Genomic DNA, 13,288 nt, shown 5'->3' on the forward strand with positions numbered 1-13,288 from the left:
TCTTCACACCTGGAGTGCGGCCTTATACCAGCCCGCTTCCGCCGTTTCTCATCTCTTATAGCCCGAGAAGCTGCTTTTTCTTCAGATTAAATTCTTCCTGCGTGATAATTCCTTCATCCAGCAGTTGTTTAAACTCCCGGATCTGTTCTATATTACTCTTTTCCTTCTGTTCTCCTGCATTCTGTACAGCAGCCTGAGGCTGTGGCTGCACGGCGCTTAGATTCTGGGCCAGAGTATTACCAAGGGCCATACCGGCTCCCAAACCGGCCATACCGCCTTCCTGGCGGGAAGCATCCCTCATGGCTCTGGCTGTCTGGTACTGCATAAACGTATTCATGTCTCTGCCCGCCATACCGATTCCGGACTGCTCATCTATCATCTCCTCCACTTCATCGGGAAGGGATAAGTTCTCCACAATCACTTCACTGAACGCGATTCCGAAAGCTAAGGCTTTTTCATTCGCCATCTGCATAATAGTTTCCGAAAGGCTCCGGTATTTGACCGCCAGATCCAGAATCGACATATTACATTCCGCGATCGAGACCGCAGCCGCTTCCAGCAGGATGGATTCCAGGTATTTGATAATCTCAAACGTCAAAGTCCGGCTCTGGGCACCAATGATCTCCCTGACAAACCTGGTCACATCGATAACCCGGAAGGAAAATTTCCCGAAAGCCGTAATCCTGGCCATGTTCAAATCTTTATCTCTGACGATAATCGGATTTGCCATCTCCCATTTATTGCCGACAAACTGTTTCAAACTAATAAAATACAGATCCGCAATCACCGGAGAGCGGAACCCGAAAGAAAAGGCCTGCATTTTCGACAAAAATGGAAAATTGTCCGTATTCAATATATACGTGCCGGGTTCCATCACATCCGCCAGGTTTCCGCCCTTAATAAATGCCGCTGCCTGCCCTTCGCGTACGATTACCTGAGAGCCTTCCTTGATCTCATCGTCACCGCCGCGGTCATATTTCTTGACCAGGATTTTGCCGTTGGTGTCCACATATTCGATGACATCAAGGAACTGCCCTTTGATCATATCCATAACTCCCATATGCTGCCTCCTCTACCTTATGGTTCTGCCCTCGCTGTCCTGAAAAGTATTGCTGGCGATCTTAACAATATCAACAATCCATCCAATATAAAAAATCCCAAACGTAAATGTATATAGTAAGCCTGTGCCTACTTTCCCCACATAATAGCGATGAACTCCGATCCACCCTAAAAAGATCGCAAGGATTAATGAAGTGGTCTTACTCTTGGGTGATTTCAAAGCTGCGTTCTGTATCTGATTCATCTGTGTGTAATTTTGCTGCTGGCTAAACTGCTGCGGATATCCCTGCCGCTGACTGCCTTGCTGCTGATAATTTTGTTCCTGATAACCAGGCTGCTGATTCAGCTGCCCTGTCTGATCCATATCCTGATACTGCGGAGCGGCGGCTGCCTGGGGTGTACTCACAACCGCTCCACAATAAGTACAAACACCGTTCTCGACCGGAGCACCACATACATTACAGTTCATTAGTCTTTCCCCCTTATTGTTGTTTCAACTCAAATAACTGGTAAGTCTGTTTTAGCTATGAGTATTATATCACATTCTTAGACCTATTTCATTAAAATGGTAGGCATTATTTTTTTACGAAAAATGAATTTTTAAATGGGGCTGACACACTAAGTAATTAGTGCGCAGCTCCATTAATGCCCAAGCGCATGAAAAAATGCTGTAAACAGCCCATATCAGACCGTTTACAGCATTTCGCTTTATCTTATTATTCTAAACAATCCCCTGTGCATTCATTGCGGTAACTACCTTCTCAAATCCTGCGATATTGGCTCCAGCCACATAATTTCCTTCTACGCCGTAGCGTTTAGCGGCATCCGCCATTTTTGAGAAGATTCCCACCATGATCTCCTGCAATTTTTTGTCAACCTCTTCAAAAGTCCAGGACAGGCGCATGCTGTTCTGTGTCATCTCAAGCGCTGAGGTAGCGACACCGCCGGCATTGGCAGCCTTTCCGGGAGCGAACATGATCTTATTCTCCAGCAGATATTCCGTAGCTTCTCTGGTGGTAGGCATATTAGCGCCTTCCGCCACCGCGAAACATCCATTGGCTGCCAGAGTCTTGACATCGTCCAGATTTAACTCATTCTGAGTTGCGCACGGAAGAGCGATATCACATTTCACACTCCAGATTCCTTTGCCCTCATGATATTCGGAACCAGAAACCGCATCCGCGTATTCTTTGATTCTGCCTCTGCGTACTTCTTTGATCTCTCTGACCACATCCAGATTGATTCCGTTGGCATCATAGATCCAGCCGTTGGAATCGCTGAGAGCCACTACCTTTGCGCCAAGCTGAGTGGCTTTTTGGGTGGCGTAGATAGCCACATTGCCGGAACCGGATACGACAACGGTCTTGCCGGCCAGTTCTTTTCCGTTCTGCTTTAACATCTCATCCAACAGATAGATCAGACCATAACCGGTTGCCTCGGTTCTGGCCAGAGAACCACCGTAGGTCAGGCCTTTCCCGGTCAGGACGCCCTCATAGAGCCCTCTGATTCTTTTATACTGTCCAAAGAGGAAACCGATCTCTCTTGCTCCCACGCCAATATCTCCGGCCGGAACGTCCGTATCCGCACCGATATATTTACACAGCTCGGTCATGAAACTCTGACAGAATGCCATAACCTCCCGGTCTGATTTTCCTTTCGGGTCAAAATCCGCTCCGCCTTTTCCTCCGCCGATCGGAAGTCCGGTCAGGGAATTCTTGAAGCACTGTTCAAATCCAAGGAATTTGATGATGCCCTGATTTACGGAAGGATGGAATCTAAGTCCTCCTTTATACGGTCCAATCGCACTGTTAAACTGTACGCGGAATCCTCTGTTTACCTGTACCTTTCCCTGATCGTCCACCCAGGGAACCCGGAAGGATATCACTCTCTCAGGCTCTACCAAACGTTCCAGCAGTCCATTTTTTCTGTATTCTTCTTCGTTGGCCTCTACAACCAGCCTTAAAGAATCTAAGACTTCCTTTACCGCCTGATGAAATTCTGCTTCTCCGGGATTTTTCGCTACGACTCTTTCCATTACCTCATCAATGTAAGACATATTAATCCTCCTTAAATAAAAAATAACGTCCGAAAAATAATATGAGTGGACACATCCACTCATATTTTCTGACGCCTTTGTCCGCCTTTTATTATAGTACGCTTTAGGCCTTTAACGCAAGCAATTTCTTATAAATTTACCATATTTCGCTAACTTTGTTAAATTTACACAAAGATCCGTTATATTTACAAATAAGATTTCAATTTCCGTATATTCAGCTCCTCCAGATCCATCAGTTCATTGGCCATGGAATCATACTCTCCCTTGACAGGCCGGTTGTGTTTTAGAACCTTCATCATATTTGTCATGCCCTGGGCATTTTCCTGAATCATCATATCCGCGATATGCCCTGTGCTGGTATTCAGCAAGGTGCTGGCCTGTACCGATGACCAGGTTCTCGCTTTATCCAGAGCATTATCTTTCTCCGGCCGGATTCCGTTCTGATTCAATGCCCCGGCCGCTTTCTCTTCCATCCTTTGATACTCTGCCAGCTGCTTGTTCAGGTCCAAAGCCAGATCCTCATCATACACCTTACTTAACACATGGTTAATATTGGTAACCACTGTTTTCGAACTCCGATAAGTTTCCTTCAATACCGCTAAATCCGCATTTGTCAACATAAACCCGTTCTCCCTTCTTTGCAAAGTCTTATATAAAAAGGTAATTTAAAACCTTGTGTTTTGTTATAGGGTATGGAGAATATGACATGATTATACATAGCAGTATGGTCAAATCATCTGTTTCAAATTCCCCGCACGAAAACATACTCCCCTGACAGCCGCAGATATATTTTCTATCATCTGCTGTCAGAGGAGTATTTATATGAATCGTATTATCTTTCATTCTGAGACTTAATTGAGATACTCGGTTTTTACATATCCGGTCTTACCGTTGTATTCCACCTTGGACCAGCCTTCTGCATAATCCATGATCTTCGTAACCTTTTCTCCCTGATATATGACACCCAGCTTCGCAGAGGTCTCACTCATACCTTCACGGAAACTAATGGACTCCTTCGCCGTAGCGGTTCCGCCAGCCGGAGTGGATGAAGTAATCTGGCTGTTATCTTCCCCGCCGCCGTTAGCCGAATTCGCATCCGTCGTAACATATTCACTCTTCACATAAGCAGTCTGTCCATTATAATCCACACGGCTCCAGCCGCTGTCCAGAATGCCCGTCCGATGCAGTGTTTCTCCTTGGTAAACCTGTCCGACTCTTTCCGCACTTTCATTGGCATCGCTCCGGATATTGACAGAATCCGTTGCGTATACGGTTTCATCCACATCCTGTACTCCCGCCGTCGGCTGCTGTTCCGCCGGAGGTTCTTCTGCAGGTGTTTCTTCTTCCGGCTGCTGCTCTTCGGGCTGCTGCGCACCGGCATCACCGGCAGCTTCACCACCGCCTTCAGCACTCTCTCCGGCATTGATCATCACAGAGGCTACTTCTGCCACTGTGGGATCTGCGGCTTTGATTTCTTCCCACTTCTGGTTTACGCTTGCAACCAATGCCTGAACATCATCGCCTTTGGTGATATTTGCCATATAATTTTCTATATCCGCATTACTGCTTTGTAAAATATAATAAGCACCCTGGTCATTCTGGGCCACATAGAACGATGACAGTCCCGGCGCCATGGAAGCCGTTTTGTCCCCAACAAACTTAATTTCGAAATACGTGTAAACAACGTAGGAGTTGTCGGTCATTCCTTTTTTTGTATAGCAGGAAATATTATTATAGCTGTCAATCCATTCCGACCTGGCCGGCAAACCTGCATCATCATCTGTCAGCGTATCCACCATGCCCTTCACGGACTCCATATCTCCGGCAGCCAACGCCGCATAATACCGGTTCATCAGATCGTTTACCTCCGGTACCGCATCCTGCAGCAGCGCATTCTCTTCCGGAGTTACCGCCGGCGTAGCGCTGGGGTCAGCAGATGACTGTACATCTTCCGTATTCTTCTCCCCCTTGGCATCCTTATCCTCATCCTTACCACCGATGCACTTCACGAGAACAATCACCAATACAATAATAATTACCGCAAGTATAATATATCTCGAATTGTTTTTTACAAAACGTTTAAAATCTTCCATTGGTACCTCCTAAACTTCAATCTGCATCCATTCATTATTGGGAAAATAACTTCAATCGTTAACTATTTTACAACATATTCGGAGATTACGCAATTGGAATGTAGAAAAAACACACTTTTTTCGTTATTTTTACAAAATTATCTTGTTTGTGTTTCTTTCGTATCGATACACTTGTCCGGAGAGCACCTCCTCCGCTTCCAACTGTGTCTGATTGATCTCTTCCACCATCTCCCGGAGCTCTGCCCTATTTCCATTCCCATGATCCGGCATAAGAATCACTTCATGAATACTGCTGGGCAGGATCAGCAGATCACCACCAATCTTCCGGCTGCACTCCCGAAGCACATCCGGATAAAGGATACAGGCGGCACCGTTCATTCTCAGTTGATTCGTCAACACATACATAGGCACAGCGCCAGATGTATCCATCCCATCGCAAAGCTCACCCAGAACCTCCAGCATAGTTTGCAGTACATAAGGCAGCAGCTTTGGAGTATTTATCTTGGCCTGCTCATAGATCTGCGGCAATGTTATATCCCACACCTTCCTATACTCTGACTTCACAGCCACCGAAGCGGTCCCCTCCTCCCCTACGGCGATCAGGCAATAAAAGATCACCGCCAGATCCAGAAAGCGGATACACGGCATCTGTTCCAGCAGCTCCCGGTTCTTCTCATAATTCACAAGCCTGTAAACAATCCGGTCTTTTACTTTTTCATAATCCTTCAGATAATCCGTATCAAACTTTTGCTTCGGCCGGCATTGCGTATACACTTTCAGGATCTCCCGGACAATCTTATCCATCTCCATACCGTGTTCGAACGCTTCAAAGTACGGATTCAGATAAATGGTAGGGGAAACATTATTCTCCCTCTCCATAATCGTCAACCCGTCCAGCTTAACCGAGTTATTTTTCACAACTGAATAAACGGTCACTCTGGCCTCCCCGCCAAGGACCTCTTCCACCCGTGTGCGCACACACTCCATAAATTGTTCGTAATTCATCCTACCATCCTTTCTGATTTTAATAAGAAATACAGGAAAAACGCACGATTTGTGCTAAGAAGTAAACCAGAATAGTTTACCCATATATCATACTGAATCCCCATCAAAAAAACAATAAACAAAGACTAAACAAATCTGAAATTTCTATAAAGTGGCTGCCAGTAACCGCTCACTTATATAGGGGGGCCGACTAAGGGCCGGGCTGAGAGGGAGCAGGCGTACCCGCAGGCACAAAAAAACTGCGGCAGCCATAACAGCAACCACAGTTCTGTGTTCATAAAAATTAGACTCTGGAGAGATATTCTCCGGTTCTGGTGTCAATTTTGATTTTTTCATTCTGATCTACGAACAGCGGCACATATACCGTAGCTCCGGTTTCCACTACTGCCGGCTTCGTAGCTCCGGTAGCCGTATCTCCCTTGAATCCAGGCTCCGTATCGGTAATCTCCAACTCTACAAACAGCGGAGGCTCGATCGCAAATACGTTTCCATTGTGGGAACATACTTTTACCATTTCATTCTCTTTAACGAACTTAAGGGAATCACCTACAGACTCTTCGTTCAGAGCGATCTGCTCATAATTCTCCACATCCATGAAATGGAACAGATCTCCGTCAGAATACAGATACTGCATGTCCTTTCTGTCGATTCTGGCCTGCGGAAACTTCTCGGTAGGACGGAAGGTTTTTTCTATCACACCACCGTTGATAATGTTTTTTAATTTTGTACGAACAAAAGCTGCGCCTTTTCCAGGTTTTACATGCTGAAATTCGATGATCTGAAATATATTTCCTTCAATTTCCACCGTAATACCATTTCTAAAATCACCTGCTGAAATCATCTTTGAAATTCCTCCTTCAAATACATTGGGGAACGTCCATCCCCATGTTCTCATTTAGTTTATAATAAAATATCCGATTTTTCAACTGTTTTTTCTTTAGACCAAATTTCAGCCGGAATTCAGCCTATCTCGATCAATTCTTTTGGCGAGTGGGTCAGATTCGTACAGCCATTTTTTGTCACTACGACGACATCCTCAATTCTTACTCCGCCAAATCCCGGCAGATAGATCCCCGGCTCCACCGTTTCCACCATATTTTCGCAAAGCACCGTGTCATCCAGTGTGGATAACCGCGGTTCTTCATGGATAAACAGCCCGAGGCTGTGTCCTAATCCGTGTCCGAAGTAGTCTCCATATCCGGCGTCCTTTATTATATTTCTGGCTATTTGATCGATCTCGCTGCCGGTCCGGCCGGCCCGAATGGTATCCAGTGCCGCCTGTTGCGCGGTAAGAACGACCTGATACATTTCCTTTTGTTTTTCTGAAGCCTTTCCGATCACCACCGTCCTGGTCATATCCGAGCAGTATCCCTGATAGATACAGCCAAAATCCATGGTCAGAAACTCTCCGTCCGCTAATTCCTTATCCTGGGGAATCGCATGAGGCATCGCCGAGTGGATTCCGGAAGCAGCTATGGTATCAAAGCTTAACTTCGTGGCCCCTGCATTTTTCATGAAATATTCCAACTCTGCCGCTACCTGGAGTTCGGTCATTCCCGGCCGGAGCACCTCCAGTATGTGACTAAATGCCGCGTCCCCAATACTTTCCGCCCTGGCGATCCGCTCCAGCTCCTCATCCGACTTGATTACCCTAAGCTGATCCAGCGCGTCCCGAAGGGGAACCCATTGTTTCGCCGGTAATTTTTGCTGATACCGTTTGGCCTCAGCCCAGGTCATAACCTCATCCTCAAAACCGATGTTACCTACGGAGTCCTGTTTCATATATAGTTGCAGGGCATCTGTGTATCCGTCTCTTCCTTTGATCTCACACACGGTAAATCTGTTGCCGCACTCCTCCTGTGCCTGTGTGGTGTACCGGGAATCCGTTAAAAATATGCAGGACGAATCCGACAGGTACAGGCAGCCGGTATCCGCCGTACACCCGCTGATATAACGCACATTCAGAGGATTTGTCACCAGAACCGCATCCAGTCCTTTTTCTCTGCGTATATCGGTAATCTGTTTTTGCCTCATTTCATTCCTCCATGCGGGCGCTTCCCCGTACCTGAACACCCTATATTTAAATTTTTGTTATTTTCTCAATTGTCTCTGATAAAAGTATAACACGATTTTCTCCAAATATCGCTTTAAAACAATTTGAATTTCTTCTTTTGGATGAATCGGCTGAACCAGAATCGTGCGAAGGCCGGTTCGGTTAGCGCCGTAGACATCCGTAAATATCTGATCTCCCACGAACAGCGTATTTTGCAGATTCGTACCCATGATTTCCATTGCCTTCTGATAATTCTTCATGGAGGGCTTATGGGCGTCAAAAATATAGTTGACGTGCACCGCGTCATTGAACATTTTTACCCTCGGCTCATCATTATTGGAGAGCAGACAGCAGGAAAATCCCAATTCTTTTAAATGAGAAAACAGCGCGGTGGCGCGCTCATCGGCCGGAGCCCCGTGGGGAACCAGCGTATTGTCGATATCAAAAATCACGCCACGGTAGCCCTCCCGGTAAAGCTGATCGAAATCAATATGGTAGGTGGAATCGATATATTCTCCGGGATATAACTGCTTAAACATATTCATTGCCCCCCACTGTTTTCTTTCTTTTAAAAAATTCTAATTTTGTCTCGGCCATGATAACCGCCGTAAAGATAAGTATGCAACCTGCTGCCATTTTTAAAGTCAGCTCTTCCCCCAGAAAGATCATGGAAAATATAATTCCAAAAACGGACTCCATAGACAGGAGCAGCGCGGCGGTAGAGGGTTTCGTATACTTCTGTCCCACGTTCTGCAGCAAAAACGCAACCATCGTACTCAGCAGCCCCAGATACAGCATTCCCGCAATCATATCAGGCCGCAGGGCTCCTGCCGGGAAGCTTCCGTCCAGAATCGGCGCCAGTATCCAGGAAAATACAGCGGCGAACCCCAACTGCAGAACCGTCAGAAGAACCGGATCCTCCATTTCCGTATAGCGGTCAATAAAGACAATGTGTATCGCATAACCGAACCCACAGATCAGTGTCAGCACATCCCCTATGTTCATAGTCAAATCCCCCTGGAGGGACAAAAGCCCGATGCCGGCCACCGACATAAACGCCGCAATCACACAGTAACGGTCCGGTTTCTTCTTATTAAATATCCAGTGCAGAAAGGGAACCAGAACTACATAAATGGTGGTCAAAAACGCGTTTTTCCCCGCTGTCGTGTACTGACAGCCAATCGTCTGAAAAAGATAGCTCAAAAACAAGAACAGGCCCAGAATTGCCCCGTGTTCCCATAATTTCTTATTCAATGCACGGAATTTCTTATGAAAAATCAAAGCCAGGCCTGCCGATGCGATGGTAAACCGAAAAGCCAGCATATAAACCGGCGGTATCACATCCAGGGAACTTTTCACGATGACAAATGCAAACCCCCAGATAATCGCAGCGGACAGGAGTCCAAAACTTGCTGCTATGCTGATCTTTTTCTCTTGCTCAGGCATAAATCCTCATATCTCCCTTTTATCGTTCACGCATTTTCTAATAATCATTCAGATTGTTTTTCCCTTGTTCTTCACACGTTTACGATTATAACAACTATTTTTACCAAAGTAAACCATTTATTTATCCAGGGTTACGGAGGGTATCTTTAACAGGACGGCAATTTTTTCGAACAGGGAAGCGTTATGGCCTGTGCTCATTGCGAAATGATGTGGGGGGGCTTCGGCAAACCATTCGTCCATGTAGGCGTCGGGATCTTTGCGGAATTTGACCGGAGTCTGGGTATTTCCGATTGTCATGATGGGTCTGTCTGTAGCCTCGCTTCTGTGATTAAATTTAAGGCTGCCGTCATTTGTCTGGGTGCAGCCCAGATTTGTAATCGGGCCAGGTTTTACTTTGGCTTACACGGAGACACCGGTTCCCTGTTTCCCGTGGTAAAGGCCCATTCCTCTAAGGATCGGTTTACCGGAAGCGATGGCCAGGTGAAATGGGCCGTCATGTCCTAACAGGATGGTGCCGTCTTCGTAATCAGCGGCTACGATTTTGCAGAAGCTTCCGCCCCGCTTGACGATATCGCAGATTTTTATGGCCAGGCATGTTTTCAAGTCTCCCTCGCCGGCGCAGGGTATCCCTTTTGCTGTCAGGAGAGAATGACCGACGATAAAGCCTCCCTGCAGTTTTTCATACAGGCTGTCCGGCGCGCCGTGGTAATAGTAAGTCAGAGCGTCCAGATCGTACTCTCTTATCAGCTTTTCCAAAGCTACGGCTACCCTTGCCGACCAATCCAGATGTTCTGGGGTTGGTTTTTGGGCCAGAGGGTCTGCAGCCGAATGTTCACTGATGAGAAAAAATTCCTGGATTTCCTGTTTTTTTTGTCTTACCAATAGGCTTTAAGCCCCATGGTGTAGATTCCGATTCTATCCGGTTTTGCTTGTTTTAATTTCTCCATATTTTTTCTCCTGTCTGAAAATTATCGTTGACGAGTTCTCTTATATTTCATTATAATGAAAGACAGGAGAAATATATCCAACTACGTTGGGGAAAAATAACAGGATCTTGCCAACTGGAGGCTTTTCGAATGAATCAGACAACCGAATATCTGGAACGTTTTTCTTCAGACTGGTCGGAAGATTCCCTTCGTTTGATCGTTACTCCCAGTGCCCTGGCGAAATCGATCTACTATTATGTCCAAGAGACAGGTTATTTCAAAACGTCATACCCCTATTTTACGGAACGAGCCAATCTGAATTCCTTCCTTCTGGTCTACACGGTATCCGGCCAGGGCTTGCTGCGGTATCAGGCTGGTCAGTGGGCTCATTACCAGCCTGCTGACTGAGATTCTCCTTCAAAATAATACCGGGGACAATCGCCGGTCTATATACCGGAATATATCCATCTGGCTAAACAGTGCATTGACAAAAATTATTCTTCTCCTTTGACCCTGGATCAATTGTCCGTGCATTGCGGTGTTAATAAATTTCATCTATGTAAAGAATTAAAAAATATATTGGCATGACAGTAAATGAGTATCTGATCACCACCCGGATCACTTATGCCAAAGAACTGCTGAAATTTTCCGACCAGTCTGTAGCCAAAATCGCTGAGATCTGCGGTATCCCCCATGTCAGTCATTTTATCTCCATCTTCAAAAGCCGAGAAGGGCAGACACCGCTCGCATACCGCAAGGACTGGAGGGATATTCCACCGCTCAGAAACTAGATTCTACTCTGAAAAATATATGGAGGTTCTCATGGAAAAGAAAAAACGAATTCTGGCACTGGCAGGTGTAGTGATACTGTTAGTACTCTATCTGTCCACTTTGGTTTTCGCTCTGATCGAAAGTCCCTGGGCGGATACCTGTTTAAAAGCTGCGGTTGGAGCTACAATTCTGGTGCCGGTGTTACTGTACGGCTATATCCTCATATACCGCCTTATCAAAAAAAAGTAGTCGGGGGACATGTCCATTTCGGTTTGGGACATGTCCATTCTGGCTTGGACATGTCCCAAACCGAAATGGACATGTCCCCAAACGCAAAAAACCGCAGAATCAATTTTTTGAATGATTCTGCGGTTACTGTTCTGTTAATTATAATGCCGTCGCCAGCTCGTTCAACTGCTCGTTTCCGATATGTAATACATTGGCTATGACTCTGGGTATCTTCGTCTCTTTTTTGTAGCTGACAGCTACTTTATCTTCGCTTAAACAATCCATCATATCGATCTCTTCCGCGAACAAATCGACATTTTTATCAAGAGCTGTACGGATGTTCAGGTTAAACGTGATATAATTGTTGTCTTTACATTTCCCTATCTCACGCTCATACTCGCGTACCCTGGTGGGTCTCAGATTATTGATCGTATATTGTAAATAAAAGTCTCTGCACAAGGATTTTTTGTGAGTCTTCATCCACTCAACATCACCATTTAAGATTTTCTCACATTCTTCCCGGGTCAGTTTGGTGTAACTTTTGTATGTCACCTGATTCTGCCGGCTCTTCTTCTCCAAATATAATCTGTTCTCATCAAGATTCTTAAGGCAAATACTATAGAGTGGTATTCCTTCGTCTCCTGCCAGCCTTTGGTTCTCTATCTCCGTATTCTCAAATTTCAGTTTTCTGACCTTTACATGTTCCAGTATACCATTGGGGTTCTCTCGTTCAACCATTGCCTTCATCTGCTCGTAACCGCTGTAGCCGATCATACAGCTATCTTCGTAGTACGTGGTATATTTCATGAACCAAACCTCCTGTTCTGCTCACTCTTTGTTTCGTCCTAACTGGTACTATTATTATATGCAGGAAATATGAATAGGTCGTGACAAACTTCTGAAATATTTATAAAGAATCTGATATCTTTCTTAGAAATAAATTTATTCCGAATAAACTCCTAGTTTTTCCAGTTCATTTACCGCCTGCCCGTGATTTTCCACCAAGATGGTATGTAAACCGAGGGACTCAGCCGCCTCCACATTCGCAGCGCAGTCATCCAGAAACACCGCATTCTGCGGTGTAATCCTGTACTCTTCCAACAGTGCCTGATAGATCTCTTTTTCAGGCTTAATCAGCTTAACACGGAAAGACAGGATCCCTCCGTCCATCTCGTCAATAAAGTCCATGGTGTGCCCCAGCAGTTCAAAGGTTTTCCGGGGGAAATTGGAAAGATAATAGACCCTGTGCCCGTTCTCCTTTAATTTCCGTATCCATGGTATGGTGAAATCATACAGCTTTACGGACAAATCCAGATGCTCAAACACCGTACGGATCTCACTTTCATATTCAGGAGCATTGGCTATCAGCAAATCCAGCAGTTCCTCATCCGGCTTTTCGCTGCGGTCCATATCCGCCCATGTGGCAGATAAAAACATAGCCTTTGCCAGTGCCTGCTTTGTCTCTTCATCGAAAGGCATTCTTTCAAGGCAGTTTTTCCAGCAAAAATCCACTAACACGTTTCCAATATCAAAGATCACGGTTTCTATCATTTTTGTGCGCTCTCCTTTGTATCATTTTTTCTAAGTTTTATTATATCATGTTACTGATAGGATACAGAAAAATATTTATCGCAAAGACAAATCGAATCGG

General features: G+C 45.5%; 17 protein-coding genes. 3 read left to right on the top strand and 14 right to left on the bottom strand.

The genetic code is table 11. The features are described 5' to 3' along the window. Positions 1 to 55: 55 nt before the first annotated feature. From KTH90_RS04685 to KTH90_RS04740, 12 genes are all read right to left on the bottom strand, one after another. Entirely contained in the window at positions 56 to 1,060 is a 1,005-nt protein-coding gene (locus KTH90_RS04685; protein ID WP_158350377.1) for an SPFH domain-containing protein, read from the bottom strand. 12 nt (positions 1,061 to 1,072) lie between these two features. Next, the gene (locus KTH90_RS04690; protein ID WP_238726344.1) at positions 1,073 to 1,528 is read right to left on the bottom strand and encodes a TM2 domain-containing protein; all 456 of its coding nucleotides are present in this window, start codon (positions 1,526 to 1,528) and stop codon (positions 1,073 to 1,075) included. Between the two features lie 252 nt (positions 1,529 to 1,780). Next, positions 1,781 to 3,115: an NADP-specific glutamate dehydrogenase gene (gdhA, locus tag KTH90_RS04695; RefSeq protein ID WP_158349926.1), complete on the bottom strand. Its 1,335-nt coding sequence runs from the start codon at positions 3,113 to 3,115 to the stop codon at positions 1,781 to 1,783. 185 nt (positions 3,116 to 3,300) lie between these two features. Continuing rightward, positions 3,301 to 3,735, bottom strand: coding sequence for a hypothetical protein (locus KTH90_RS04700; protein ID WP_158349927.1), 435 nt, complete (start codon positions 3,733 to 3,735; stop codon positions 3,301 to 3,303). Between the two features lie 231 nt (positions 3,736 to 3,966). Next, entirely contained in the window at positions 3,967 to 5,208 is a 1,242-nt protein-coding gene (locus KTH90_RS04705) for an SH3 domain-containing protein (protein WP_158349928.1), read from the bottom strand. Between the two features lie 129 nt (positions 5,209 to 5,337). Next, positions 5,338 to 6,213 (bottom strand): DUF5688 family protein, encoded by an 876-nt coding sequence (locus KTH90_RS04710; RefSeq protein ID WP_158349929.1) that lies wholly within the window; start codon positions 6,211 to 6,213, stop codon positions 5,338 to 5,340. Between the two features lie 283 nt (positions 6,214 to 6,496). Then, entirely contained in the window at positions 6,497 to 7,054 is a 558-nt protein-coding gene (gene efp, locus KTH90_RS04715) for an elongation factor P (RefSeq protein ID WP_158349930.1), read from the bottom strand. Positions 7,055 to 7,173: 119 nt separating this feature from the next. Next, positions 7,174 to 8,247 (bottom strand): M24 family metallopeptidase, encoded by a 1,074-nt coding sequence (locus KTH90_RS04720; RefSeq protein WP_158349931.1) that lies wholly within the window; start codon positions 8,245 to 8,247, stop codon positions 7,174 to 7,176. Positions 8,248 to 8,304: 57 nt separating this feature from the next. Continuing rightward, a complete protein-coding gene (locus tag KTH90_RS04725) occupies positions 8,305 to 8,805 on the bottom strand; it encodes a YqeG family HAD IIIA-type phosphatase (protein WP_158349932.1) in 501 nt (166 codons plus the stop codon). Next, complete coding sequence (locus KTH90_RS04730) at positions 8,798 to 9,712, bottom strand: DMT family transporter (RefSeq protein ID WP_158349933.1); 915 nt, start codon at positions 9,710 to 9,712, stop codon at positions 8,798 to 8,800. The genes KTH90_RS04725 and KTH90_RS04730 overlap by 8 nt, the downstream gene beginning before the upstream one ends. 117 nt (positions 9,713 to 9,829) lie before the next feature. Next, positions 9,830 to 10,009 (bottom strand): hypothetical protein, encoded by a 180-nt coding sequence (locus KTH90_RS04735; RefSeq protein WP_238726345.1) that lies wholly within the window; start codon positions 10,007 to 10,009, stop codon positions 9,830 to 9,832. 102 nt (positions 10,010 to 10,111) lie between these two features. Then, on the bottom strand, positions 10,112 to 10,594 hold the full coding sequence (locus KTH90_RS04740) for a hypothetical protein (RefSeq protein ID WP_238726346.1): 483 nt from the start codon (positions 10,592 to 10,594) through the stop codon (positions 10,112 to 10,114). Between the two features lie 194 nt (positions 10,595 to 10,788). Here KTH90_RS04740 and KTH90_RS04745 point away from each other — a divergent pair, with 194 nt between their 5' ends. From KTH90_RS04745 to KTH90_RS04755, 3 genes are all read left to right on the top strand, one after another. Beyond that, positions 10,789 to 11,046 carry a hypothetical protein gene (locus KTH90_RS04745; protein ID WP_158349934.1) on the top strand — a complete coding sequence of 86 codons (258 nt, stop codon included), beginning with the start codon at positions 10,789 to 10,791 and terminating at the stop codon, positions 11,044 to 11,046. Between the two features lie 170 nt (positions 11,047 to 11,216). Beyond that, positions 11,217 to 11,429 (top strand): helix-turn-helix transcriptional regulator, encoded by a 213-nt coding sequence (locus KTH90_RS04750; RefSeq protein WP_330655896.1) that lies wholly within the window; start codon positions 11,217 to 11,219, stop codon positions 11,427 to 11,429. A 31-nt stretch (positions 11,430 to 11,460) separates the two neighbouring features. After that, a complete protein-coding gene (locus tag KTH90_RS04755; RefSeq protein WP_158349936.1) occupies positions 11,461 to 11,658 on the top strand; it encodes a hypothetical protein in 198 nt (65 codons plus the stop codon). A gap of 138 nt (positions 11,659 to 11,796) precedes the next feature. Here KTH90_RS04755 and KTH90_RS04760 read toward each other — a convergent pair whose 3' ends face one another. Next, entirely contained in the window at positions 11,797 to 12,444 is a 648-nt protein-coding gene (locus tag KTH90_RS04760) for a VTC domain-containing protein (RefSeq protein WP_158349937.1), read from the bottom strand. A 135-nt stretch (positions 12,445 to 12,579) separates the two neighbouring features. Next, on the bottom strand, positions 12,580 to 13,188 hold the full coding sequence (locus tag KTH90_RS04765; RefSeq protein WP_158349938.1) for an HAD family hydrolase: 609 nt from the start codon (positions 13,186 to 13,188) through the stop codon (positions 12,580 to 12,582). Between the last annotated feature and the right edge of the window lie 100 nt (positions 13,189 to 13,288).

Source organism: Diplocloster modestus (genome assembly GCF_019042245.1).
In the GTDB taxonomy this organism is placed as follows: domain Bacteria; phylum Bacillota; class Clostridia; order Lachnospirales; family Lachnospiraceae; genus Diplocloster; species Diplocloster modestus.